The sequence below is a fragment of the Pseudomonas sp. St386 genome (assembly GCF_018325865.1).
Classification (GTDB): domain Bacteria; phylum Pseudomonadota; class Gammaproteobacteria; order Pseudomonadales; family Pseudomonadaceae; genus Aquipseudomonas; species Aquipseudomonas brassicacearum.
Genome location: NZ_AP021900.1, coordinates 2,157,665 through 2,181,981 on the forward strand (window position 1 = coordinate 2,157,665; position 24,317 = coordinate 2,181,981).

Annotated in this window: 17 protein-coding genes; 11 read left to right on the top strand and 6 right to left on the bottom strand. The window is 60.2% G+C overall.

What is annotated here, in order from left to right; all coding sequences use genetic code 11:
- Positions 1-42: 42 nt before the first annotated feature.
- Positions 43-483: a universal stress protein gene (locus KI235_RS09485; RefSeq protein ID WP_003199636.1), complete on the bottom strand. Its 441-nt coding sequence runs from the start codon at positions 481-483 to the stop codon at positions 43-45.
- Positions 484-585: 102 nt separating this feature from the next.
- On the opposite strand from KI235_RS09485, the gene KI235_RS09490 reads away from it, so the two are divergent.
- The 7 genes from KI235_RS09490 (at position 586) to KI235_RS09520 (ending at position 9,037) form a co-directional block, all read left to right on the top strand.
- Entirely contained in the window at positions 586-1,023 is a 438-nt protein-coding gene (locus KI235_RS09490) for a hypothetical protein (protein ID WP_003199638.1), read from the top strand.
- Between the two features lie 487 nt (positions 1,024-1,510).
- Positions 1,511-3,658 (top strand): fatty acid oxidation complex subunit alpha FadB, encoded by a 2,148-nt coding sequence (gene fadB / locus KI235_RS09495; protein ID WP_003199641.1) that lies wholly within the window; start codon positions 1,511-1,513, stop codon positions 3,656-3,658.
- 30 nt (positions 3,659-3,688) lie between these two features.
- A complete protein-coding gene (fadA, locus tag KI235_RS09500; RefSeq protein ID WP_003199643.1) occupies positions 3,689-4,864 on the top strand; it encodes an acetyl-CoA C-acyltransferase FadA in 1,176 nt (391 codons plus the stop codon).
- Positions 4,865-4,973: 109 nt separating this feature from the next.
- A complete protein-coding gene (locus tag KI235_RS09505) occupies positions 4,974-5,210 on the top strand; it encodes a DUF1653 domain-containing protein (RefSeq protein ID WP_003199644.1) in 237 nt (78 codons plus the stop codon).
- 115 nt (positions 5,211-5,325) lie between these two features.
- Positions 5,326-7,938, top strand: coding sequence for a type I DNA topoisomerase (topA, locus tag KI235_RS09510; RefSeq protein ID WP_003199646.1), 2,613 nt, complete (start codon positions 5,326-5,328; stop codon positions 7,936-7,938).
- A gap of 234 nt (positions 7,939-8,172) precedes the next feature.
- Entirely contained in the window at positions 8,173-8,697 is a 525-nt protein-coding gene (locus KI235_RS09515) for a DUF6586 family protein (RefSeq protein ID WP_003199647.1), read from the top strand.
- A gap of 106 nt (positions 8,698-8,803) precedes the next feature.
- A complete protein-coding gene (locus KI235_RS09520) occupies positions 8,804-9,037 on the top strand; it encodes a hypothetical protein (protein ID WP_003183419.1) in 234 nt (77 codons plus the stop codon).
- Positions 9,038-9,108: 71 nt separating this feature from the next.
- Here the strand turns inward: KI235_RS09520 and sulA are convergent, their stop codons facing one another.
- Together sulA and lexA are read right to left on the bottom strand one after the other, a co-directional pair.
- Entirely contained in the window at positions 9,109-9,582 is a 474-nt protein-coding gene (sulA, locus tag KI235_RS09525) for an SOS-induced cell division inhibitor SulA (RefSeq protein WP_003199648.1), read from the bottom strand.
- A 10-nt stretch (positions 9,583-9,592) separates the two neighbouring features.
- The gene (lexA, locus tag KI235_RS09530; RefSeq protein WP_038858114.1) at positions 9,593-10,201 is read right to left on the bottom strand and encodes a transcriptional repressor LexA; all 609 of its coding nucleotides are present in this window, start codon (positions 10,199-10,201) and stop codon (positions 9,593-9,595) included.
- A gap of 241 nt (positions 10,202-10,442) precedes the next feature.
- Between lexA and KI235_RS09535 the strand changes: the two genes are divergently transcribed.
- The 3 genes from KI235_RS09535 to KI235_RS09545 all read left to right on the top strand — a co-directional run bounded on the left by KI235_RS09535 (position 10,443) and on the right by KI235_RS09545 (position 15,664).
- Positions 10,443-11,150, top strand: coding sequence for a TetR/AcrR family transcriptional regulator (locus KI235_RS09535; RefSeq protein WP_003199653.1), 708 nt, complete (start codon positions 10,443-10,445; stop codon positions 11,148-11,150).
- Between the two features lie 183 nt (positions 11,151-11,333).
- Complete coding sequence (nagZ, locus tag KI235_RS09540; RefSeq protein ID WP_172831549.1) at positions 11,334-12,332, top strand: beta-N-acetylhexosaminidase; 999 nt, start codon at positions 11,334-11,336, stop codon at positions 12,330-12,332.
- Positions 12,333-12,373: 41 nt separating this feature from the next.
- On the top strand, positions 12,374-15,664 hold the full coding sequence (locus KI235_RS09545) for a DEAD/DEAH box helicase (RefSeq protein WP_013692623.1): 3,291 nt from the start codon (positions 12,374-12,376) through the stop codon (positions 15,662-15,664).
- A 216-nt stretch (positions 15,665-15,880) separates the two neighbouring features.
- Here the strand turns inward: KI235_RS09545 and KI235_RS09550 are convergent, their stop codons facing one another.
- Genes KI235_RS09550 through mfd form a run of 3 tightly spaced genes read right to left on the bottom strand, consistent with a single transcriptional unit; the run spans position 15,881 to position 22,612 of the window.
- Entirely contained in the window at positions 15,881-18,574 is a 2,694-nt protein-coding gene (locus KI235_RS09550; protein WP_003199659.1) for a DEAD/DEAH box helicase, read from the bottom strand.
- An 11-nt stretch (positions 18,575-18,585) separates the two neighbouring features.
- Positions 18,586-19,152 carry a CsiV family protein gene (locus KI235_RS09555; RefSeq protein WP_003199661.1) on the bottom strand — a complete coding sequence of 189 codons (567 nt, stop codon included), beginning with the start codon at positions 19,150-19,152 and terminating at the stop codon, positions 18,586-18,588.
- 10 nt (positions 19,153-19,162) lie between these two features.
- A complete protein-coding gene (gene mfd / locus KI235_RS09560; RefSeq protein WP_003199664.1) occupies positions 19,163-22,612 on the bottom strand; it encodes a transcription-repair coupling factor in 3,450 nt (1,149 codons plus the stop codon).
- A gap of 168 nt (positions 22,613-22,780) precedes the next feature.
- On the opposite strand from mfd, the gene KI235_RS09565 reads away from it, so the two are divergent.
- A complete protein-coding gene (locus KI235_RS09565) occupies positions 22,781-24,244 on the top strand; it encodes a glyceraldehyde-3-phosphate dehydrogenase (protein ID WP_003199666.1) in 1,464 nt (487 codons plus the stop codon).
- The last annotated feature ends 73 nt before the right edge of the window (positions 24,245-24,317 follow it).

The window sequence follows — 24,317 nt, forward strand, 5'->3', positions numbered from 1 at the left end:
CTGTGGGAGCAAAGCTTGCTCCCACAAGGTCAGGGTCTGGGGTTATGTGCGCTTGACCAGATGTACCGCCAGCACATCGCAAGGCGCGCCATGCAGCACGTCGTTGGCGGTCGAGCCCAGCAACAGCGCCAGGCCGTGGCGACCATGGCTGCCGACCACAATCAGGTCGCAGCCCTGTTCCTTGGCCAGGTGATGGATCTCCTGGCGCGGCTGGCCGTAGGTCAGGTGGCTGAATTCCTTCTTCAGGGCAGGGTATTTCACGATCAGTCGGTCAAGGCGTTCCTTGGCCTGGTCGAATTGCTGCTGCTGCAATTGGGAAAGGTCCATGGGCACGTCGCCGCCGAAGGCCATGGCCATCGGTTCGACGATATGCACCAGCGACAGCTTGGTGTCCCGGCTTTCGCAAAGGGCGAGGGCGCGCTTGACGACCGGATCGCATTCTTCAGTGAGGTCGACGGCGACCAGAACGTGTTCGTAGTACATGGAAAGCACTCCAGAGAATTGCGATACGGTAAGTATGGCTGGTTTCAAGCGCATTGACGGCGACGTGGCTCAATGGGCTCATCAGAATTCGGGAGTACGAATATGACGGTCTGGATAGTGGTGTCAATCCTGTTGGTGGTGTTAAGTCCACTGGCATGGTTGCGTCCGTCCCGTGTTCAGAGCGGTCGCATGGCCCTGCGCATGGAAGCACGACGCCTGGGCCTGGCCATGCAGCTGGCGCCGCAGGAGTGGCCGCACTGGCTCGGCCAGCAGCCGCCAAACCCCTGCGCCCAGTACCACCGGCCCCGGCGTGGCAAGGAACCGGCGGTCTGGAGCTATTGGCAGACTGCGCCAGGCGTCTGGGTCAACCAGTGGCGAGAAGTCTGCCAGGATGAGTCCCTGCTCAATCATTTCGAAAAATTGCCGGCCAACGTCTACAAGGTCGAAGCCGATCGGCAAATGATCGCCTTGTACTGGGGCGAGAAGGGCGAAGCGACTGTTTTGCAAGATATTTGCGCGGTGCTCAAGGCGCTGGCCTGAGGCATAAAAAAGCCCGACAGTCTCATCGGGCGGGTTGGCCAGGCAGGCCGGTAATCAATCTCGTGTCAGGACGTGCGTTCGTAACGTCCTTTGTTCCCAATTTTCAATCGCGTCCCGACAGCGTAGACGGCTGGATCCGATATGTCTGGAATTAGGGCGATTTTTCTAATTATTGATCCTATGAATAGCTGCTCATGCGGCGCCGTGTTGCGGATCCGTACGGTACGGAAATGACCGAGAAGTCGCGTTCACGCCTATGTTTAGGGCGATTGACAATTGTCGGAAATTCCGTGAAGGTGACGTACCCAAATCAAACGGGCGTATGAATTGAGCGTTTGTATTTTCAGAATGCTCCTACAGACCCCGACTATCGCGTTGACGGGTGTGCCTGGCGGATTGGCGTAGCATCGACGGTAAACGTCAATGCCGAACCAGTGGTCAGCGTTCAACGTGTACTGTTCAGCTTCCATATCGTGGAGATCAGTTGATGATTTACGAAGGTAAAGCCATCACGGTTAAGGCTCTTGAAAGTGGCATCGTCGAATTGAAATTCGACCTCAAGGGTGAGTCCGTCAACAAGTTCAACCGTCTAACCCTGAATGAATTGCGTCAGGCCGTGGACACTATCAAGGCAGATGCTTCGATCAAGGGTGTGATCGTCAGCAGCGGCAAGGACGTGTTCATCGTCGGTGCCGACATCACCGAATTCGTCGACAACTTCAAGCTGCCCGATGCCGAACTGATCGCTGGCAACCTCGAAGCCAACCGTATTTTCAGCGACTTCGAAGACCTCAACGTACCGACCGTCGTGGCCATCAACGGCATCGCCCTGGGTGGCGGCCTGGAAATGTGCCTGGCGGCGGATTACCGCGTCATGTCCACCACGGCCAAGATCGGCCTGCCGGAAGTCAAGCTGGGCATCTACCCAGGCTTCGGCGGCACCGTGCGCCTGCCGCGCCTGATCGGTGCCGACAACGCCATCGAGTGGATTGCCGCCGGCAAGGAAAACCGTGCTGAAGACGCGCTGAAGGTCGGTGCCGTGGATGCCGTGGTCGAACCTGGCAAGCTCCAGGAAGCGGCCCTTGAAACCATCAAGCGCGCCATCAGCGGCGAGTTCGACTACAAGGCCAAGCGTCAGCCGAAGCTGGAAAAGCTCAAGCTCAACGCCATCGAACAAATGATGGCCTTCGAAACCGCCAAGGGTTTCGTGGCCGGTCAGGCAGGCCCGAACTACCCAGCGCCGGTCGAAGCGATCAAGACTATCCAGAAAGCCGCGAACTTCGGTCGTGACAAGGCTCTGGAAGTCGAAGCCGCCGGCTTCGTCAAGCTGGCCAAGACCTCGGCTGCGCAAAGCCTGATCGGTCTGTTCCTCAATGACCAGGAACTGAAGAAAAAGGCCAAGGCCTACGACGAAATCGCCAGTGACGTGAAGCAGGCCGCCGTGCTCGGCGCCGGCATCATGGGTGGCGGTATCGCCTACCAGTCGGCGTCCAAAGGTACGCCGATCCTGATGAAGGACATCAACGAACACGGGATCGAGCAAGGCCTGGCCGAAGCCGCCAAGCTGCTGGTCGGCCGTGTCGACAAAGGTCGCATGACCGCTGCGAAGATGGCCGAAGTGCTCAACGGCATTCGTCCGACCCTGTCCTACGGCGATTTCGGCCATGTCGACCTGGTGGTTGAAGCCGTTGTCGAGAACCCGAAGGTCAAGCAGGCGGTACTGGCTGAAGTCGAAGACAAGGTCAAAGAGGACACCATCCTGGCCTCGAACACCTCGACCATCTCCATTTCGCTGCTGGCCAAGGCCCTCAAGCGTCCGGAGAACTTCGTCGGCATGCACTTCTTCAACCCGGTGCACATGATGCCGCTGGTGGAAGTGATCCGTGGCGAGAAGTCCAGCGAACACGCCGTTGCTACCACCGTGGCCTACGCCAAGAAAATGGGCAAGAACCCGATCGTCGTCAACGACTGCCCGGGCTTTTTGGTCAATCGCGTGCTGTTCCCGTACTTTGGCGGTTTCGCCAAGCTGGTCAGCGCCGGTGTGGACTTCGTGCGCATCGACAAGATCATGGAAAAATTCGGCTGGCCGATGGGCCCGGCGTACCTGATGGACGTGGTCGGCATCGACACCGGCCACCACGGTCGCGACGTCATGGCCGAAGGCTTCCCGGACCGCATGAAGGACGACCGTCGTTCGGCCGTCGACGTGCTCTACGAAGCCAAGCGCCTGGGCCAGAAGAACGGCAAGGGCTTCTACGCCTATGAGACCGACAAGCGCGGCAAGCAGAAGAAAGTTGCCGACTCGTCGGTTCTGGAAGTGCTCAAGCCGATCGTCTACGAGCAGCGCGAAGTCACCGACGAGGACATCATCAACTGGATGATGATCCCGCTGTGCCTCGAAACCGTGCGTTGCCTGGAAGACGGCATTGTCGAAACCGCCGCCGAAGCCGACATGGGTCTGGTCTACGGTATCGGTTTCCCTCCATTCCGTGGCGGTGCGCTGCGCTACATCGATTCGATCGGTGTCGCCGAGTTCGTTGCCCTGGCTGACCAGTACGCTGATTTGGGCGCGCTGTACCACCCGACCGCGAAGCTGCGTGAAATGGCCAAGAACGGCCAGAGCTTCTTCGGTTAAGCGCCCAACGACTAGAGCGAGAGAACATTTATGAGCTTGAATCCTAGAGACGTCGTGATTGTCGACTTCGGTCGTACGCCGATGGGCCGCTCCAAGGGCGGCATGCACCGCAACACCCGCGCCGAAGACATGTCGGCGCACCTGATCAGCAAACTGCTGGAGCGCAACGTCAAGGTCGACCCCAACGAAGTCGAAGACGTGATCTGGGGCTGTGTGAACCAGACCCTGGAGCAGGGCTGGAACATCGCCCGCATGGCCTCGCTGATGACCCAGATTCCTCACACGGCGGCGGGCCAGACCGTCAGCCGCCTGTGCGGTTCGTCCATGAGCGCACTGCACACCGCCGCCCAGGCGATCATGACCGGCAACGGTGACGTGTTCGTCGTCGGTGGTGTCGAGCACATGGGCCACGTGAGCATGATGCACGGCGTCGATCCGAACCCGCACATGTCGCTGTACGCGGCGAAAGCCTCGGGCATGATGGGCCTGACAGCGGAAATGCTTGGCAAAATGCACGGCATCACCCGCGAACAGCAGGACGCCTTTGGCGTGCGCTCCCACCAGCTCGCCCACAAGGCGACCGTGGAAGGCAAGTTCAAGGATGAGATCATCCCGATGCAGGGCTACGACGAGAACGGTTTCCTGAAGCTGTTCGACTTCGACGAAACCATTCGTCCGGAAACCACCCTGGAAAGCCTGGCGGCCCTCAAGCCGGCATTCAATCCGAAGGGCGGCACCGTGACAGCCGGTACCTCGTCGCAGATCACCGATGGTGCCTCGTGCATGATCGTGATGTCGGCCCAACGTGCCCAGGACCTGGGTATCCAGCCGATGGCGGTGATTCGTTCGATGGCCGTGGCGGGTGTGGATCCGGCGATCATGGGCTATGGTCCAGTACCGGCCACGCAGAAAGCCTTGAAGCGCGCAGGCCTGGGTATTGCCGATATCGACTTCTTCGAACTCAACGAAGCTTTCGCCGCACAGGCCCTGCCAGTGCTGAAAGATTTGAAAGTGCTCGACAAGATGAACGAGAAGGTTAACCTGCACGGCGGCGCGATCGCCCTGGGTCACCCGTTCGGTTGCTCCGGTGCGCGTATCTCCGGCACGCTGCTCAACGTCATGAAGCAGAATGGCGGCACCTTTGGTGTGTCCACCATGTGCATTGGCCTCGGCCAGGGCATTGCCACTGTCTTCGAACGCGTCTAAGCGTTGCGTTGATGGAAGCCGGGGCCAAGTGCCCCGGTTTTTGTTTTTTCGGGTTTAGTAAAAAAAGATTTTGTTTTTATTTTGAAAAAATTTGAGTGAGGGCCAAAGCATGCCGATACAACCTGGGCTCTACCAGCATTACAAAGGTCCGCAGTACCGCGTATTCAGCATCGCGCGGCATTCCGAGACCGAGGAAGAAGTGGTCTTCTATCAAGCCCTGTATGGCGATTACGGCTTTTGGGTGCGTCCCTTGAGCATGTTCGAGGAGTCCGTCGAGGTTGACGGCGAACAGGTGCCACGCTTTGCTTTGGTGCAGGCCGAGGAGAGCATTTTTTCCAAGCCTTGAGGCCGGTAAGCGGGCAACCCTGCGCTTGACCTCACCTTGCAGCCACTATATATAGCGGTGCCGCGTCAGGCGCCAACCGCCTTTCACTTTTTAGAATTCAGGAATTTTCTGATCCATGGGCAAATCGCTGGTCATTGTGGAATCCCCGGCTAAGGCCAAGACCATCAACAAGTATCTGGGCGACCAATACGTGGTGAAGTCGAGTATCGGCCATATCCGAGACCTGCCCACCAGCGGTTCGGCTAGCGCCAGCAAGGAGCCAGCCGCCAAGCGCGGCAAGGCTGCTGCCGGTGAAGCGCCGGCGCTGTCGCCGAAAGACAAGGCGCGCAAGCAGCTGGTCTCACGCATGGGGGTCGATCCGGAACACGGCTGGAAAGCCAAGTACGAGATCCTCCCGGGCAAGGAAAAGGTCATCGAAGAGCTGCGCCGGCTCGCCAAGGATGCCGACACCATCTATCTCGCGACGGACTTGGACCGCGAAGGGGAAGCCATTGCCTGGCACCTGCGCGAAGCCATTGGTGGGGATGACAGCCGCTACAAGCGCGTGGTGTTCAACGAAATTACCAAGAAGGCCATCCAGGAAGCCTTCTCCCAGCCGGGCGAGCTGGATATCGATCGGGTCAACGCTCAACAGGCGCGTCGCTTCCTCGATCGCGTGGTGGGCTACATGGTCTCGCCCCTGCTGTGGGCCAAGATCGCCCGCGGCCTGTCGGCCGGTCGCGTGCAGTCGGTCGCCGTGAAGCTGGTGGTGGAGCGCGAGCGGGAGATCCGTGCGTTCATCCCTGAAGAGTACTGGGAAGTCCACGCCGACCTCGGCACCGCCAAGGGCGCTACCGTGCGCTTCGACGTGGCCCGGGAGAAGGGCGAGGCCTTCAAGCCGCTCAACGAAGCCCAGGCCATGGCCGCGCTGGAGAAGCTCAAGGCTTCCAGCTACAGCATCGTCAAGCGCGAAGACAAGCCGACCAGCAGCAAGCCGTCGGCGCCGTTCATCACCTCCACGTTGCAACAGGCCGCGAGCAATCGCCTGGGCTTTGGCGTGAAGAAAACCATGATGATGGCCCAGCGTCTGTACGAAGCCGGCTACATCACTTACATGCGTACCGACTCGACCAATCTTTCGGTCGATGCCGTGGCGATGGCACGCACTTATATAGAAAGCGAGTTCGGCAAGAAGTACCTGCCGGACACGCCGAACGTCTACAGCAGCAAGGAAGGCGCACAGGAGGCTCACGAAGCGATTCGTCCGTCCGATGCCAACACCGAGCCAAGCAAGCTGTCGGGCATGGAGCGCGATGCCGAGCGTCTCTACGAGCTGATCTGGCGCCAGTTCCTGGCCTGCCAGATGCTGCCGGCGCAATACCTGTCGACCACGGTCAGCGTCGGTGCCGGCGACTTCGAGCTGCGCGCCAAGGGCCGCATCCTGAAGTTCGACGGCTATACCCGCGTCATGCCGCAGATCACCAAGCCTGGGGATGACGACGTCCTGCCGGACATGGCCCAGGGCGACGTGATGAAGCTGATCAAGCTTGATCCGACCCAGCATTTCACCAAGCCACCGGCTCGTTACTCCGAAGCCAGCCTGGTCAAGGAAATGGAAAAGCGCGGCATCGGTCGTCCTTCGACCTACGCAGCGATCATCTCCACCATCCAGGACCGCGGCTATGTGGCGCTGCACAACCGTCGTTTCTATTCGGAAAAGATGGGTGACATCGTTACCGAGCGTTTGTCCGAGAGCTTCTCGAACCTGATGGACTACGGCTTCACCGCCGGTATGGAAGAGAACCTCGACGATGTGGCCCAGGGCGAGCGCGACTGGAAAAACGTTCTCGACGAGTTCTACGGCGACTTCAAGAAAAAGCTCGAAGTGGCCGAAAGCCCTGACAGCGGCATGCGCGCCAACCAGCCGGTCATGACCGATATCCCGTGCCTGACCTGCGGGCGCCCGATGCAAATCCGTACCGCCTCGACCGGCGTGTTCCTCGGTTGCTCGGGCTACAGCCTGCCACCCAAGGAGCGCTGCAAGGCGACGGTCAATCTGGTGCCGGGTGACGAAATCGCCGCGGACGACGAGGGTGAATCGGAATCCCTGGTGCTGCGTGGCAAGCATCGCTGCCCGATCTGCAGCACGGCGATGGACGCCTACCTGCTGGATGAAAAGCGCAAGCTGCACATCTGCGGTAACAATCCGGACTGTGCTGGCTACGAGATCGAAGAGGGCACTTATCGCATCAAGGGCTACGAAGGTCCGAGCCTGGAGTGCGACAAGTGTGGCAGCGAGATGCAGCTCAAGACCGGCCGTTTCGGCAAGTTCTTCGGTTGCACCAACCCGACCTGCAAGAACACCCGCAAACTGCTCAAGAGCGGTGACGCGGCGCCGCCGAAGATGGACCCGGTGAAGATGCCTGAGCTCAAGTGCGAGAAGGTCAACGACACCTACATCCTGCGCGACGGTGCTTCCGGCCTGTTCCTGGCGGCCAGCCAGTTCCCGAAAAACCGTGAGACCCGTGCACCGTTGGTGATGGAAATCGTGCCGCACAAGGACGAGATCGATCCCAAGTACCATTTCCTCTGCGAAGCGCCGCAGAAGGATCCGGAAGGGCGCCCAGCGGTCATTCGCTACAGCCGCAAGACCAAGGAGCAATACGTGCAGACCGAAGTCGACGGCAAGCCGACCGGCTGGAAAGCCTTTTACGACGGCGGTAAGTGGACGGTGCAAGACAAGAGTTGATGGCAGCACTCGCGTGTGACAAAGGGACTTGCTGTGGCGAGGGCGCTTGCTCCCGCTGGACCGGTCCGACGTTTCGGGCGCAGCCGTCCCAATAAGTCCCATGTGAACAAAAGGCCGCATGACAACCCATAGGTTTTCATGCGGCCTTTTTGTTTTTGGCTTGCAGTGGCCTCGGTTGATCCATGACACTGTCGCACTTGCGTGAAGCTTTCATTTCGTTGGGGAGATGCCGCCATGGCCCACGAACTCTATACCCGCACCAATCAGAAAATCTATTTCGCCGGTCTGTCGCTCGAGGCGCTTACCAGGGCCGAGGACGGACGTGCGATGAATTCCCCGGCGCTGCTCCAGGCAGGGCGCGAATCCGTGCTGTTTCACCTGTACGGTGCATTGTTGGGGTTGTGCCATGAAATCGCCGGTTTCTATCGCCTGCCTCAAGCGAATGCACCGCGGGCCGAGCTGTTGTTGACCCGCGAAGTGCTGGAAACCATTGCTATCCCGGAATTGGCCGAAATGGTCGAGCTGGCGCACAACCCGGAAACCTGGCTGGCGAAGCTATTGGCGGCCCATGCGGCGCTGTTCGAACCGCCACGTGCCCCGCGCAAGCCCAAGGGGGACGTGACCCAGCCGTTGATCGTGGCGGTCAATCTGGACGAACAAGAACCCGAGCAGGAGTTGAGCCGGGAGGAGCTGGAGAGTTGGCGTCAGAACCTCAAGAGCCTGGCGATACGCTTTCGTGAAGGTTTGAACGAGTGCTGAGTTTCCTCTCGGCCCGTTACGTTCGTTGATAACGCTTGGTCAAGATCCCGAGCGGAGCCTGGCCGATGACTATATAATCCTCGCCTTTCGTGGAGAACAGACTTTTATGCCTACGTCCTTTCTAGAAATTGTCGAACTTCCTGATGGCCGCATCGAGCTGCGCAGGGCTGAGGACGAGGGTTCTCTGGTTACCCTGAACTTCTCCGAAGATGCCAAGGTATTCCTCCAGGGCCAACACGTCGAAGTCGCCAAGGCGATGCTGAGCGTGGGCGTTCAGATGGCAGGTCGCCTGGTTGAAGGCGAATTCAACAAGGAAGAGGGGCCGCGGGTTCTTCATTGATCCCGTCTGTCGGCTTTTTTGGATAGTGTGGCTGGTCGGCTTCTCTGCCTTGGAGAAGCCCCGCGTTTGTCTTAGCCCAATCGAATGTTCAGACTTTGTGCGTCCCCGGTACGGGCGGCGCTGATCAACTGTTGCCGTGCGGTGGCGGTCAACGGGTTGAGCCAGCTGACCACGGTGTGGCTGCGGCCCAGGCGCAAGGCTTCGCAGGTCAACTGTTGGGCGCTTTGGGTGCCCCGCGGCTGCAACAACAGGATGCGTTCGCGGTTCAGGCCGGCATCCCGCAGCCAGGCCTGGGTGACGCTGGCCGGTGGTGCGATCAGCGTCAGCCAGCGAGCATCCTGGTCCTGGCTGAGTTCTCGCAGAATCGGCGCCAGCAGGTTCAGGCAGTTTCCAGCCGCACCACGTAACGACAGTTCGCTGAAAGCCTCGGGCTCGACGCCCCAGGGCGACTCGATGACCTCTTTCAGGACTGGAACCAGCGGTTGGGCCATAAATGCCTCGAACAGCGGAAGTTGTGTGTGTTGTGGTGTGTGAGGGAACTGCATAAAGCCTCCTTTAGCGGCGAATGACGCCGACGCTCAAGCCTTCGATGACCAGGTCCTGATCTTTCAGATTCACTTCGATGGGCGCGAACTCCGGGTTCTCGGCGATGAGCCAGACCTTGCTGCCGTCGCGCTTGAAGCGCTTGACGGTCACATCGTCGCCGATTCGCGCCACCACGATCTGGCCATTGCGGGCTTCGCGGGTGGTGTGCACGGCCAGGAGGTCACCGTCGAAGATGCCGATGTCCTTCATGCTCATGCCGTGTACACGAAGCAGGTAGTCGGCCCGAGGATGGAAGAACGAAGGATTGATGTTGCAGGACTCCTCGACATGCTGCTGGGCCAGGATCGGTGCGCCTGCCGCTACCCGGCCGATGATCGGCAGGGTGGTTTCGTCGGCCTTGGCTTCGAAGCCGGGGATGCGAATGCCACGGGATGCGCCCGGGGTCATTTCGATAGCACCCTTGCGCGCCAGCGCCTTGAGGTGTTCTTCAGCCGCGTTGGGCGACTTGAAACCCAGTTCCTGGGCGATTTCCGCGCGGGTTGGCGGGTAGCCGTTGTCTTCGAGGCAGCGTTTGATGAAGGCCAGAATCTCTGCTTGGCGTGGCGTCAGCTTTAGCATATTGATCGCTCTGTCTTTTTATACAGTGACTGGGATTATATACAGTGGGCGGCGCTTGGCAATCCTCCTTTTTTCACCGGCCGCTGGACGGTCGGTCAGGCTGTTGGATGCGACATGGCTACCACCCGTGAAAAGGTGTGGTTAAATACGTGACCGGGCGTTCGCAAAACGCCCCGGCAGGCTTGACAACCCCTAGGCTGAAACGTATGTTTCAAACAAGTGTTTGTCAGGCGGAGTAACCATGGCCCAGTCGGAAACCGTTGAACGCATTCTCGATGCTGCCGAGCAGTTGTTCGCGGAAAAAGGTTTCGCTGAAACCTCGTTGCGTCTGATCACCAGCAAGGCCGGGGTGAACCTGGCGGCGGTGAACTATCATTTCGGCTCGAAAAAGGCCCTGATCCAGGCGGTATTCTCGCGATTCCTCGGGCCTTTCTGCCTCAGCCTCGATCGCGAACTGGAGCGCCGGCAGGCCAAGCCTGACGTCAAGCCGACCCTGGAAGAGCTACTGGAAATCCTGGTCGAGCAAGCCCTTGTCGTGCAACCGCGCAGCGGTAACGACCTTTCCATTTTCATGCGCCTGTTGGGCCTTGCTTTCAGTCAGAGCCAGGGCCACCTGCGACGTTACCTGGAAGACATGTACGGCAAGGTTTTCCGGCGCTACATGCTGCTGGTCAACGAAGCCGCACCGCGTATTCCGCCCATCGAGTTGTTCTGGCGAGTGCATTTCATGCTCGGCGCCGCGGCGTTCAGCATGTCCGGTATCAAGGCGTTGCGCGCCATTGCTGAAACCGACTTTGGCGTGAACACCTCGATCGAACAGGTGATGCGCCTGATGGTGCCGTTCCTGGCAGCCGGCATGCGCGCCGAAAGTGGCGTCACCGATGAAGCCATGGCTGTCGCGCAATTGCGTCCGCGCAGTAAATCGACGCCGGCGCTGGCCAAGGCGTAAGTGCATGGGTGGGCGCGGCTGCCTACATCCGCTAAGCTAGCCGCCCATGCCGACTCTCGTTTCGAACCCGTTCCATTTTTTGTTGCATGACCGCGACCTGCCGGGCCTTGGGCCCAGCGGTGAGGTCGTGCCTGTGTTGTCGCGCGGGTTCATCGTTATTAAGGAAATGCTATGACTGCTGGCCTGCAAGGCTCGTTGATGGTGGACGTCGCCGGTACCTGGCTGACGGCCGAAGATCGCCACCTGTTGCGCCAGCCTGAGGTAGGCGGGCTGATCATCTTTGCCCGCAATATCGAGCATCCACGTCAGGTGCGTGAGTTGAGCGCGTCGATCCGCGCCATCCGCCCTGACCTTTTATTGGCGGTGGATCAGGAAGGTGGTCGTGTCCAGCGGCTGCGCCAGGGTTTTGTGCGGTTGCCGGCGATGCGGGCGATAGCCGATAACCCGAACGCCGAGTACCTCGCCGAGCAGTGCGGCTGGATCATGGCCACAGAAGTGCTGGCGGTCGGTCTCGACTTGAGCTTTGCCCCGGTGCTGGACCTCGATTACCAGCGCAGCGCCGTCGTCGGCAGTCGTTCCTTCGAGGGTGACCCCGAACGCGCTGCGTTATTGGCCGGTGCCTTCATCCGCGGCATGAACGCCGCCGGGATGGCCGCCACTGGCAAGCATTTTCCGGGGCATGGCTGGGCCGAGGCCGATTCCCACGTGGCGATTCCGAACGATGAGCGCAGCCTGGAGCAGATTCGCGCCAACGACCTGGTGCCGTTTGCCAGGCTGAGCAAACAACTGGCCGCCGTCATGCCGGCCCATGTCATCTACCCGCAGGTTGACCCCAATCCAGCCGGGTTTTCCCGCCGCTGGCTGCAGGACATCCTGCGCGGCGAGTTGCAATTCGATGGCGTGATCTTCAGTGATGACCTGTCGATGGCCGGGGCTCATGTGGTCGGTGATGCTGCCAGTCGTATCGAGGCTGCTTTGACGGCGGGTTGCGACATGGGCTTGGTGTGCAATGACCGTGCTGCCGCGGAGTTGGCCTTGAGCGCTGCCCAGCGCCTGAAGGTCAAGCCTTCGGCACGGATCGCCCGCATGCGCGGCCAGGCCTGTGCCTCCACTGAATACCGTCAGGACCCTCGCTGGCTGGCGGCGCTCGGCGCGCTGAGGGCTGCCCAGCTGGTTGATTGAGGAAGTGTCGTGACTGATATGCGTAATGCTCGGCGGTGCCCATGACCCAGCCAATTGAGGTGCTTCTTGAGACGGATTGGGGAGAAGACTTCCATCAGAGTTACCTTCAGCGCGGGTTCGACTACGCCGAGAGAGACCGAGTACGGATACTGCGGATAGACGAGCAATCGATTCACGCCGAATGCGAGGGTGGCGGCGATAATGTCTATCAGCAGGTGATCGAGCTCACTCGTTATCGGGGCTACGACGGCGTTCGTTACGAATGTTCGTGCCCGGTCGGTAACAGCTGCAAGCACTGCGCTGCCGTCATGTTCCATTTGATGTGGAATCCGCAAGCGCTGGAGGCCGGCTCCGCCAGCGAGCGCCTGAGTTCTGAACTTGAAACCTGGATCAAGGGTATTCCCGAGTGGGACGCCGATTCGCTACCGAGCAAAAAAGACGCCGATGTCCGGATCTTCTACAAACTCAAGAAGACGCACATAGGGCAGTGGATTTTGGAACTCTTCAAGGGGCGCCAGCTCGATGATGGTTCCCTGAAGGATCTGAAAGCGTTTGGCCAACTGACGGACATGCTGAATCGTTCTCCGAATTATATGTCCGACGTCGACAAGCAAATTGGCCAGTCGCTTATCAGCAGTCAGCATTATCACAGCCAGAACAGCTTTCCGTTGCAAGGTCGCAGCGGCGCCGAAGTGCTGGCGCTGGCATTAAAGTCCTCGCGCTTGTTCCTGGATTTCGACCCGCCGCAGCCATTGGGCGCAGGTCCGCTAAAAAATGCGCAGTTTTTCTGGGCTGAGCAGGCCAATGGCAACTATCGGTCTCGGTGGCGCAGTGGCGATCAGGTACTGGATAACCTCCTGGTGCTTGAGCCGCTTCATTATCTGGATTTATCGCGCAGGGAACTTGGCCGGCTGTCCTATGAAGTGGACGACAAATTGGCGTGCCATTTATGCCGTGCGCCGGAGGTACCCGCTCGGGATGTTGTGCTTTTCAGCCATAGGATCAACGCTGTCGACCGACCTATCCCGCCGCCGAAAGAACTGACTGAGCGCATCATCGAAGGTGTTGAACCGCGAGCGTTGTTGACGTTGGGAAGTGCAATCACCTTCCGGCACTGGAAATCTGTTCCAGAACATCGCGCGGCACTGACCTTTATTTATGATGGTCATGTGGCGGACGACAAAGCATCCACCGAACTGTCGATCCTGTCCGGAACCGAAATTTTGCGCATTCAGCGTAAACCGGATGTCGAGCAAGCCTTTCGCACCGTTCTGCGTAAGGTAGGTTTCAAGAAAACCAGTCGCAAGAGCCTTGCGCTGGCGGACATCGGGGGTGAGCTATTTCAAATGGCGGATGACCACGCCTGGTTGGCCTTCATGGACAAAGGCCTGCCGCGATTGCGTGCCGCCAATTGGCAGATCGATATCGAAGCGGGTTTTCATTTCGATCTGCAACCGGTGGAGCAGTTGTACGCCGACATCGAGGAGTCTCCCGGTCGAGAGTGGTTCGATTTACAACTGGGCATTGTCGTGGATGGAAAACGGCACAGCCTGCTGCCGATCTTGCTTCATCTGCTCCGCTCAAGCCCCGAGATGATGGATCCGGACAACCTTGATCGGCGTGGTGATGAAGAGTTGATGTTGCTCGATCTCAACGGCGGAAAGTTCGGGGCGGGTCCTGGTGTGAAGGTCGCGTTGCCATATGGGCGGGTCAAGCCGCTGATGGCAACGCTTGGTGAGTTGTACATGAAGGAGCACCGGGGTGACTCGATACGGTTGAATGCCTTTGATGCGGCCAGGTTGAATGTGCTTGAAAGCGTGCCATTGACCTGGCAAGGCGGGGAGCGGTTGCGTACGTTCGCCAAGCGATTACACGAGTCGACTCATGCTCATGTCCCGGCGCCGATGGGGCTCAAAGCCACCCTGCGACCTTATCAACTGGAAGGGTTCAATTGGATGCAGACCCTGCGCGAGCTGGAAGTCGGCGGCATCCTGGGCGATGACATGGGCTTGGGTAAAACCTTGCAGACCCTGGCTCACCTGCTTTGTGAGAAGCAGGCCGGGCGCCTGGATGTCCCGGCGCTTGCAGTCATGCCCACCAGTCTGATTCCCAACTGGCTCGACGAAGCGGCACGCTTCACGCCGCAGCTCAACGTCGTGGCGCTTCATGGTGCAGCCCGGCAAAAAGATTTCGCCAGCCTTGCACAGTACGACCTGATTCTGACGACTTATGCCTTGTTGCCGCGGGATCTGGAGGCGCTGAAACCCCAGGCCTGGAGTGTGCTGATTCTCGATGAAGCGCAGAACATCAAGAATCCCACCAGCAAGGCCGCCCAGGCTGCTCGCGAACTCAATGCCCGGCAGCGCTTGTGCCTGTCCGGTACGCCCCTGGAAAATCACTTGGGCGAACTCTGGTCGCTGTTTCATTTCCTCCTGCCCGGCTGGTTGGGGGATAACAAAAGCTTCAACCGAGACTACCGGACGCCGATCGAAAAACATGGCAACAGCGAGCGAATGCACCATCTGACGGCGCGAATAAAACCATTTCTACTGCGGCGTAAAAAAGAACAAGTCGCTACTGAGCTGCCACCCAAGACTGAAATCGTCCATTGGGTCGACCTCAGTGACGGACAGCGGGATGTCTATGAAGCCGTGCGTGTGGCCATGGACAGGAAAGTGCGCGACGAAATCGCTCGCAGCGGCGTGGCCCGTAGCCAGATTATCATTCTCGACGCGTTGCTCAAGTTACGCCAGGTCTGCTGCGACCTGCGGCTGCTCAATACCGTACAGACCGCCAAAGCGCTACGTTCCGGCAGCGGCAAGTTGATCAGTTTAATGGAGATGCTTGAAGAGTTGCTCAGCGAAGGGCGCAAGATTCTGCTGTTTTCCCAGTTCACCTCGATGCTGTCCCTGATCGAGGAGGAACTGCAAAAGCGCAGCCTGACCTATTCCTTACTGACCGGATCCACCACGGATCGCCGCACCCCGGTGAGGGAATTTCAGAGTGGCAAGGTGTCGCTGTTTCTAATCAGCCTCAAGGCCGGCGGTACGGGGCTCAATCTGACGGCTGCCGACACGGTGATTCACTTCGATCCGTGGTGGAACCCAGCGGTGGAAAATCAGGCGACCGACCGGGCTTATCGGATCGGTCAAAACAAGCCAGTGTTCGTCTACAAGCTGATTGCCCGAGGCACGGTGGAAGAGAAGATACAGGCGCTTCAGGAGGATAAGGCCGCGTTGGCGGGCAGTCTGCTGGATGGCGGCGCGACGGGTGGGTGGAAGCTTGAGCAGAGCGATATCGAAGCGTTGTTTGCACCGTTGCCCAAGACCTGATTCACCGGCACATTCACTGGCTATGTCGCCTGATAGTCAGCCATCGCGAGCAGGCTCGCTCCCACATTGGAGTGGGGCAGGCTCCGGCTTTGTGGACGCTGCAAATCCCCTGTGGGAGCCGAGCGTGCTCGCGATGGCGGCAGTGCAGTCAACATCTGTGTAAGCTGAACCACCGCCATCGCGAGCACGCTCAGCTCCCACAGGAAACGGTGTGAATCAGCGCTTTTCCAGTTTGTCCGGCAGCGGCGCGAACAATGCTTCGATATCGTCGCTCTGCAGTTTCCAATCCCCGGCCACACGCCCGTCCAGCACACCGGCCGCGAGGTCGGATTTTTCCTTTTGCAGTAGCTGGATCTTCTCTTCCACCGTGCCTCGGGCAATCAGCTTGTAGACGAATACCGGTTTTTCCTGGCCGATGCGGTAGGCGCGGTCGGTCGCCTGGTTTTCGGTCGCCGGGTTCCACCATGGATCGTAGTGAATCACTGTGTCGGCCTCGGTCAGGTTCAGGCCTACACCGCCAGCCTTCAGGCTGATCAGAAAGATCTGACGCTTGCCGCTCTGGAATTCCTTGACGGGCGTGCGTCGGTCGCGGGTCTGGCCGGTCAGAATGGCGTACTCGACGCCGCGTTTCTTCAGCTCCTCTTCAATCAGCGCCAACATGGACGTGAATTGGGAAAACAACAGCACCCGGCGACCTTCTTCAAACAGTTCTTCGAGCATTTCCATCAAGCTGTCGAGCTTGCCCGAGGTGCTGCCTCGGGCGGGCAGGGTGGCGTCGTTGATCAGGCGCAGGTCGCAACACACCTGGCGCAGCTTGAGCAGCGCTTCGAGAATGATGATCTGGCTGCGGGCCACGCCTTTGCGGGTGATCTCGTCGCGGACCTTCTTGTCCATCGCCAGGCGCATGGTTTCGTAGACGTCCCGCTGGGCATCGCTGAGTTCGACCCAATGGATGATCTCGGTCTTGGGCGGCAACTCTGTCGCCACTTGCTCCTTGGTCCTGCGCAGCAGGAAAGGTTTTATCCGACCATTGAGGTGCTGCAGTCGTACATCGCTGCCGCGCTTTTCTATCGGTACACGGTAATCGCGGTTGAAACTCTTGACGTCCCCAAGCCACCCCGGCAGCAGGAAGTGAAACAGCGACCACAATTCGCCCAGGTGATTTTCCAGCGGCGTGCCGGACAGGCACAGCCGCTGGCGGGCATTGAGCTCGCGGGCGGCCTGGGCGGCTTTGCTGGTGGGGTTCTTGATGTACTGGGCTTCATCGAGGATCAGCACGTGCAACGGCTGCGCGGCCAGGCGCTCGACATCCTTGGGCAGCAGGGCATAGGTGGTGAGGACCAGGTCGTAATCGGCCAATCGGTCGAAATGCTTTTTGCGCCCGGCGCCATACAGGGCCAGCACCTTGAGCTGCGGCGTGAAGTGAGCCGCCTCGTCGAGCCAGTTGGGGATCAGGCTGGTGGGCATGACGACCATGCACGGTCGGTCGAGGCGTCCGGCGTTTTTTTCGCTGAGAATGTGCGCCAGGGTCTGTAGGGTTTTACCCAGGCCCATGTCGTCCGCGAGAATACCGCCGACTTCCAGCTGTCGCAGCGATTGCATCCAGCTCAAGCCTTCGAGTTGATACGGCCGTAGCGTCGCGTTCAGGCCCTCTGGCGCGGTGGCAGTGTAATCCTTGATGTCCCGCAGGCGTTGGGCCAGGCCGCGAATGTGTTCGCCACCTTCCCAGGTCAACGGCATGTCCTGCAGCGGGTTCAAGCGCAAGGCGTCCGCGCTGTTGAGGCGCAGTTTGGTGGTGCCGGGTTCTTGCAGGTAAAACTCGCCCAGGGTCGCCAGCACCGGTTTCAGCCGGCCATAGGGCAGGGCCACCTGCTGCGGGCCGAACTCCGAGTTCGGACGGTTGGGCAGGTTGACCAGAATGAGTTCGTCGTCCCGACGCCGGGCCAGGCGTTCCGGGTTGAACAATTCGATGTGCGAGCGCATCAGGTTCAACAGGATCGGTAGCAGGCTCAGGCGCTCACCGTTGACGATGATCCCCAGTTCGAGGTCGAACCAGTCCCGCTCCGGCGTTTCCTCGACGGTGGCGTACCACTCGTCCACTGCCGTCAGGTCGAAGCCGAAGTCCTCGTCGATCTGCAGTTCCCAGCCCTGGCTGCGCAGTTTCGGCAGGTCGTTGAGGGTGAAGGTCAGCCAGGCACTGTCGTTGACCATCTCGTACAGTTCGCCGGCGCTTTCCGGCAGGGCCTTGCTTTGTCGGGTCGCGACCTTGAAGCCGAGGATTCGCAGCTGTTCGCGGTAGGACTGTTCCACGTCGGTGTGGCGTTTTATCCGCAGTGTCTGGGTTTCCTGGCGAATCAGCACGTCGGTGTTGCGCTGGCCGCTGACGTATTCGTCCAGGTAGCTGAACGACAGCGCGGCGCGGTGTTGAATGTAGCGCTGCATTTTGCCGTTGCGCGGCTCGAAGGCGCTGAACTCGATACTGGCCAGCCACAGGCGCGGCACCGGTTGCACGTTGTCCACCAGCACTTGTGGCGGGGCCTTGGGGCTGCGGTTGTCCAGCACGGCCTGGAGTTTCTCCAGTAATTGCGCGTCTTTTTCGGCGGCTGGGTAGGCCAGGGTTTCCTGGACTTGCAGCAACACGGCTGCGCAGTGCTTGCAGTTGATGCGCACCGGGCAGGAGCACGCGGCTTCGAGCAGAATCAGCGTGCCCTTGGCTGACTCTTTAAGGCGAATGGTCTGACGGTAGACGTTACCGCCAGAGCCTTCGCAGCTGGCGGTGATGGTGCTGTCGCCGGCCTCGACAATCCTGACGCGGTTTTCCAGCGCATAACGGCGCCCGCGCTCCAGGCTCTGTTCCTTGAATCGATTGACCCAGGAAGGTGCCAGGGGTTTGCTCAGGGGCGAGGGCATAGGCGCGCCAATCAGTCCGGAATGACTTCAGGTGCCTGCCGTGGCGCGGGCGCGGTCAACGAGGTGATCTTGATCAGCAGGCCAAGATGACCGTTGTCGAGGAAGTTCAGTTGGCCATTCTTGGTATGGCTCTGCTGCTTGAGACGCTCGCTGGCGGTGACCAGGCCATTGGCGTTGATCTGGTTGATCCAGAAATCGGCATCCACGTCGGTGAAACGGCCCAGCTTCAGTTCCAGGGTGCCTTCGATGGGGAATTGCCCGAACTGTTCGGCACCGTCGCTGATGGCGACTTTGCGTCCCTGCTCACCGAGGGTCTGCTGCCAGGCCTTATGCATCAATACCGTGTATTGGCCGCTGGCGGTGAGTTTCTCGACGATGTTGCCCATGGCCGGTGTGCGCTGGCTATCCGCGTCCAGGCGTTGCGCGCCGGCGTCCCAGTCTTCCGGTGCGGCACGGCTGACAATCGCCGGCTCGGCGTTCTGGCGCACCAGGATCATTTCAACCTGATACAGGTCATCGGCAAACGCCAGGGGAGCGACCAGGGTCAACAACAAGGTCAGTGAGCAAAACAGGCGCATGTGGCGTCCTTCAAGCAGTGGTCGGAGTGAGGCGCTCGAACAGCGCCTCTACGATATTGAAACGCTCTTCCGCGCGCTCCATGGGCACCATGAATTTGAACATCGTGGCACCTTCGAACTTGTAGCGTTTGGGCTGGCCCTGGATCAACTTGATCAGCACCAATGGATCGACCGGGGTCTGGGCCTCGAACTCGATCCGGCCGCCGTTGGGGCCGCCGTCGACTTTCTTGATGCCCAGTTGTTCGGCCTTGAGCTTGAGCTGCGTGGTACGCACCAGGTTCTTGGTCGGTTCCGGCAGCAGGCCGAAGCGGTCGATCATCTCAACTTGCAAGTCCTTGAGGCCTTCCTCGTCGCTGGCCGAGGCGATGCGTTTGTAGAGGATCAGCCGTGCGTGAACGTCCGGCAGGTAGTCTTCCGGGATCAGTGCCGGCACCCGCAGGTTGATTTCCGGCCCGCCGCCCAGGGGTTGATCGAGGTTCGGCTGTTCGCCCTTGCGGATCGACTTGACCGCGCGCTCGAGCATTTCCATGTACAGGGTGAAGCCGACGGCCTGGATCTGGCCGCTCTGGCCGTCGCCGAGCAATTCGCCGGCACCGCGGATTTCCAGGTCGTTGGTGGCCAGCACGAAGCCGGCGCCCAGGTCCTGGGTATTGGCGATGGCTTCCAGGCGCTTTTCCGCATCCGGGGTGATTTGCTGGCGCGGTGGCGTCAACAGGTAGGCATAGGCCTGGTGGTGGCTACGACCGACCCGGCCGCGCAACTGGTGCAGCTGGGCCAGGCCGAATTTGTCGGCGCGCTCGATGATGATGGTGTTGGCGCTCGGCACGTCGATGCCGGTCTCGATGATGGTCGAGGCGATCAGCACGTTGAAGCGCTTGTGGTAGAAGTCGCTCATCACCTGTTCGAGTTCACGCTCGCGCATTTGCCCGTGGCCGATGCCGATCCGCGCTTCCGGCACCAGTTCGGCGAGGTCGGCGGCGCATTTCTCGATGGTCTTCACGTCGTTGTGCAGGTAATAGACCTGGCCGCCACGCAGCAACTCACGCAGCAAGGCTTCCTTGACCGTGCTTTTGTTCTGCTCCATGACAAAGGTGCGCACCGACAGGCGCCGGGCCGGCGGCGTGGCGATGATCGACAGGTCGCGCATGCCCGACACCGCCATGTTCAGCGTGCGCGGGATCGGCGTGGCGGTCAGGGTCAGGATGTCGACTTCGCTGCGCAGGGCCTTGAGCTGTTCTTTCTGGCGCACGCCAAAGCGGTGCTCTTCGTCGATGATCACCAGCCCCAGGCTCTTGAACTTCACGTCGTCCTGCAGCAGCTTGTGCGTACCGATGACGATGTCGATCTTGCCCTCGGCCAGGTCGGCCACGGCGGCGTTCACTTCCTTGGTGGATTTGAAACGGCTCATCACTTCCACGGTCACCGGCCAGTCGGCAAAGCGGTCGCGGAAACTGTTGTAGTGCTGCTGGGCGAGCAGGGTGGTCGGCACCAGGATCGCCACCTGCTTGCCACCGTGCACGGCAATGAACGCGGCGCGCATCGCCACTTCGGTCTTGCCGAAGCCCACATCGCCACACACCAGTCGGTCCATGGGTTTGGGCGCGAGCATGTCGGCGCGCACGGCTTCGATGGTGGTCTGCTGGTCGACGGTTTCTTCGAACGGGAAACCGGCGCTGAAGGTTTCGTAGTCGGCTTTCGGATCGGCGAAGGCATAGCCCTCGCGGGCCGCGCGGCGGGCGTAGATGTCCAGCAGCTCGGCGGCCACGTCGCGCACCTGTTCGGCCGCCTTGCGCTTGGCTTTCTGCCAGGTTTCCGAGCCCAGGCGATGCAGCGGGGCCAGGGCGTCGTCGCTGCCGGTGTAGCGGGCGATCAGGTGCAGGTTCGCCACCGGCACGTAGAGCTTGGCGCCTTCGGCGTATTCCAGGGTCAGGAACTCGGCGGCCTGGTTGTCGATTTCCAGTGTCGCCAGGCCCAGGTAGCGGCCCACGCCGTGGTCGATGTGCACCACGGGTGCGCCTTCGCGCAGTTCGGTGAGGTTCTTGATGACGGCGTCGTTGGCGGCGTCGGCGCGTTTCTCGCGACGGCGGCGCTGCATGACGCGCTGGCCGAACAAAGGACTTTCGGCGACCAGGGCCAGGGCCGGGTCATCCAGGACCAGGCCGTCGTTCAACGGCGCGATGGTAATTGCCAGGCGATCCTTGCCGGCGACGAAGTCCGGCCAGCTGTCCACCGTCTTCGGTCGCAGCTTCAGGCGCTCAAGCAGCTCCAACAGCACTTCGCGACGACCCGCGGATTCGGCGGTGAACAACACGCGACCGGGGAACGCATCGAGAAAGCCAGCCAGCGCCGCCAAAGGTTGCGTGGCCTTGGCTTCGATGGCCAGGTCTGGCAACGCCTTGGCCGGGAAACGTTCACGGCCGACGCCGGTTTCCACGTCCTGCTGGCTCGCCACCACCCGTGGCCAGCTCTTGAGGCGGGCAAAACAGTCTTCCACCGGCAGGAACAGCTCGGCCGGCGGCAATAGAGGCCGGGAAGGATCGATGCGACGTTCTTCGTAGCGGTTGCGTACGTCGTTCCAGAAGTTTTCCGCAGCCTGCTCGATGCCCGGCAGGGAAAACACTTGGGTGTCCTGGGGCAAGTAATCGAACAGGGTGGAGGTTTCTTCGAAAAACAGCGGCAGGTAGTACTCGATACCGGCGGGCGTGATCCCGCTGCTCAGGTCCTGGAAGATCGGGCAGCGCCGGAAATCCACATCGAAGCGCTCGCGAAAGCGCGCCTTGAAGCGGGTCACGGCATCTTTCTGCAGCGGGAACTCCTTGGCTGGCAACAGGCGGATCGACTGCACTTTGTCGATGGACCGCTGGTTTTCCGGGTCGAAGGTGCGCAGGGTCTCGATTTCGTCATCGAACAGGTCGATGCGATAAGGCAGTTTGCTGCCCATCGGGAACAGGTCGATCAAGGCGCCGCGTACCGCGAACTCGCCATGCTCGTACACCGTGTCGACGCAGCGATAGCCACTGGCCTCAAGGCGCGTGCGCATTTGCTCGACATCGAGCTTCTGGCCGATGTCCAGCACCAGGCTGCTGCCAAGCAGGAATTGGGTCGGTGCCAGGCGATGTAGGGCCGTGGTGATCGGCACTACCAAAACGCCATGACTGAGTTCCGGCAGCCGGTAAAGGCTGGCGATTCGCTGGGAAATGATGTCCTGGTGCGGTGAAAACAGATCGTAGGGCAGGGTTTCCCAGTCCGGGAAATGCAAGACCGGCAAATCCGGGGCGAAGAAACTCAGCTCCTGTTCCAGCCGCTCGGCGCTTTGGCTGTCGGCGGTCAATAGCAGGGTGAAACGCTTTGCAGCGCTGGCAGCCTCGGCGATGGCCAGGCTCAGGGCGGCACCGGGCAGGTTGCCCCAGTGCTGTTTACCTGCCGCGGCAGGGAGAAGCGGAAGACGCAGAACGGGCACGGAAGGTTGAGCTCCAGCGTTGCGACAAAGTCGACAATTGTAGCGGGGGAAGGGGCCTGCTGTCAGTCGCAGACTACCCAGGCAGACAGGAAAACCACGGTGCGACAGGCGCGCATTGCTCCGCCGAGGACTCGGCGGCATAATGTAGCCCCTTTTTTCAGCCCCTACATGTGGAAGGTTACCGTGACTCAGAAGCCCGACCAGTGTCTTGGTGAATGGATTGATCGTGAAGCTCTCGCAGAAGCGATGATCCCTCTCATCGGTCAGCTCTACCGCAATAACAACGTGGTGAGCTCGATCTATGGCCGCAGCCTGATCAACCAGTCTGTCATCGCGATCCTCAAAGCCCACCGCTTTGCTCGCCACCGTTCTTCCGACGACAGCGAACTCTCCGTCCACGAAACATTCCCCCTGCTCAAAGCCATGAGCGAGCTCAAGCTCGGCGCGGCTTCGGTGGATCTGGGCAAGTTGGCGTTCAAATTCCGCAACGAAGGCAATGGCCGTAGCGCCGAGCAGTTCGTTCGTGAAGAGATGGCCGATGTGGTTGGCCAGCAGAACGCTTCGCCTCGCAAAGGCACTGACGTGGTCCTGTACGGCTTCGGTCGTATCGGCCGTCTGCTGGCGCGCATCCTGATCGAAAAAACCGGTGGCGGCGACGGCCTGCGCCTGCGGGCCATCGTGGTGCGCAAGGGCGCCGAGAACGACCTGACCAAGCGCGCCAGCCTGCTGCGTCGTGATTCGGTCCATGGTTCGTTCAACGGCACCATCATCATCGATGAAGAAAACAACACCATCCTCGCCAACGGCAACCTGATCCAGGTGATCTACGCGAAGAACCCGACCGAGGTCGACTACACCCAGTACGGCATCAAGGACGCACTGCTGGTGGACAACACCGGCGTATGGCGTGATGCCGAGGGCCTGGGTCAGCACCTGACCTGCCCGGGCATCGCCCGCGTCGTGCTGACTGCGCCTGGCAAGGGCAAGCTGAAGAACATCGTTCACGGCATCAACCACGGCGAAATCACCGCTGACGACAAGATCATCTCCGCTGCTTCTTGCACCACCAACGCCATCGTGCCGGTGCTCAAGGCAGTGAACGACAAGTTCGGCATCGTCAACGGTCACGTCGAAACGGTTCACTCGTACACCAACGACCAGAACCTGATCGACAACTTCCACAAGGGCGACCGCCGTGGCCGCAGCGCCGCGCTGAACATGGTCCTCACCGAGACCGGTGCTGCCACCGCCGCTGCCAAGGCCCTGCCTGAGCTGGCTGGCAAGCTGACCGGCAACGCGATCCGTGTGCCGACGCCGAACGTGTCGATGGCCATTCTCAACCTGAACCTTGAGAAAGCCGCCACCCGTGAAGAGATGAACGAGTACCTGCGCTACATGGCGCTGCACTCCGATCTGCACAAGCAGATCGACTTCGTCAATTCCCAGGAAGTGGTGTCCACTGACTTCGTGGGCTCGCGCCACGCCGGTGTCGTGGATGCTGAAGCCACCATCAGCCAAGACAACCGCGTTGTTCTGTACGTCTGGTACGACAACGAATTCGGTTACAGCTGCCAGGTGGTTCGCGTGATGGAAGACATGGCCGGTGTAAACCCGCCAGCATTCCCGCGCTAAGCCTTAGCCGCTTGTGAAAACGCCCCGACTTGTCGGGGCGTTTTTGTATCTGAAGGTTTGTGTTGGCTGGGCC

What these genes read in the sequence shown, in the direction of transcription:
- KI235_RS09485 (WP_003199636.1), bottom strand. Translation starts at nt 483, where the DNA reads ATGTACTACGAACACGTTCTGGTCGCCGTCGACCTCACTGAAGAATGC.
- KI235_RS09490 (WP_003199638.1), top strand. Translation starts at nt 586, where the DNA reads ATGACGGTCTGGATAGTGGTGTCAATCCTGTTGGTGGTGTTAAGTCCA.
- fadB (WP_003199641.1), top strand. Translation starts at nt 1,511, where the DNA reads ATGATTTACGAAGGTAAAGCCATCACGGTTAAGGCTCTTGAAAGTGGC.
- fadA (WP_003199643.1), top strand. Translation starts at nt 3,689, where the DNA reads ATGAGCTTGAATCCTAGAGACGTCGTGATTGTCGACTTCGGTCGTACG.
- KI235_RS09505 (WP_003199644.1), top strand. Translation starts at nt 4,974, where the DNA reads ATGCCGATACAACCTGGGCTCTACCAGCATTACAAAGGTCCGCAGTAC.
- topA (WP_003199646.1), top strand. Translation starts at nt 5,326, where the DNA reads ATGGGCAAATCGCTGGTCATTGTGGAATCCCCGGCTAAGGCCAAGACC.
- KI235_RS09515 (WP_003199647.1), top strand. Translation starts at nt 8,173, where the DNA reads ATGGCCCACGAACTCTATACCCGCACCAATCAGAAAATCTATTTCGCC.
- KI235_RS09520 (WP_003183419.1), top strand. Translation starts at nt 8,804, where the DNA reads ATGCCTACGTCCTTTCTAGAAATTGTCGAACTTCCTGATGGCCGCATC.
- sulA (WP_003199648.1), bottom strand. Translation starts at nt 9,582, where the DNA reads ATGCAGTTCCCTCACACACCACAACACACACAACTTCCGCTGTTCGAG.
- lexA (WP_038858114.1), bottom strand. Translation starts at nt 10,201, where the DNA reads ATGCTAAAGCTGACGCCACGCCAAGCAGAGATTCTGGCCTTCATCAAA.
- KI235_RS09535 (WP_003199653.1), top strand. Translation starts at nt 10,443, where the DNA reads ATGGCCCAGTCGGAAACCGTTGAACGCATTCTCGATGCTGCCGAGCAG.
- KI235_RS09545 (WP_013692623.1), top strand. Translation starts at nt 12,374, where the DNA reads ATGACCCAGCCAATTGAGGTGCTTCTTGAGACGGATTGGGGAGAAGAC.
- KI235_RS09550 (WP_003199659.1), bottom strand. Translation starts at nt 18,574, where the DNA reads ATGCCCTCGCCCCTGAGCAAACCCCTGGCACCTTCCTGGGTCAATCGA.
- KI235_RS09555 (WP_003199661.1), bottom strand. Translation starts at nt 19,152, where the DNA reads ATGCGCCTGTTTTGCTCACTGACCTTGTTGTTGACCCTGGTCGCTCCC.
- KI235_RS09565 (WP_003199666.1), top strand. Translation starts at nt 22,781, where the DNA reads ATGTGGAAGGTTACCGTGACTCAGAAGCCCGACCAGTGTCTTGGTGAA.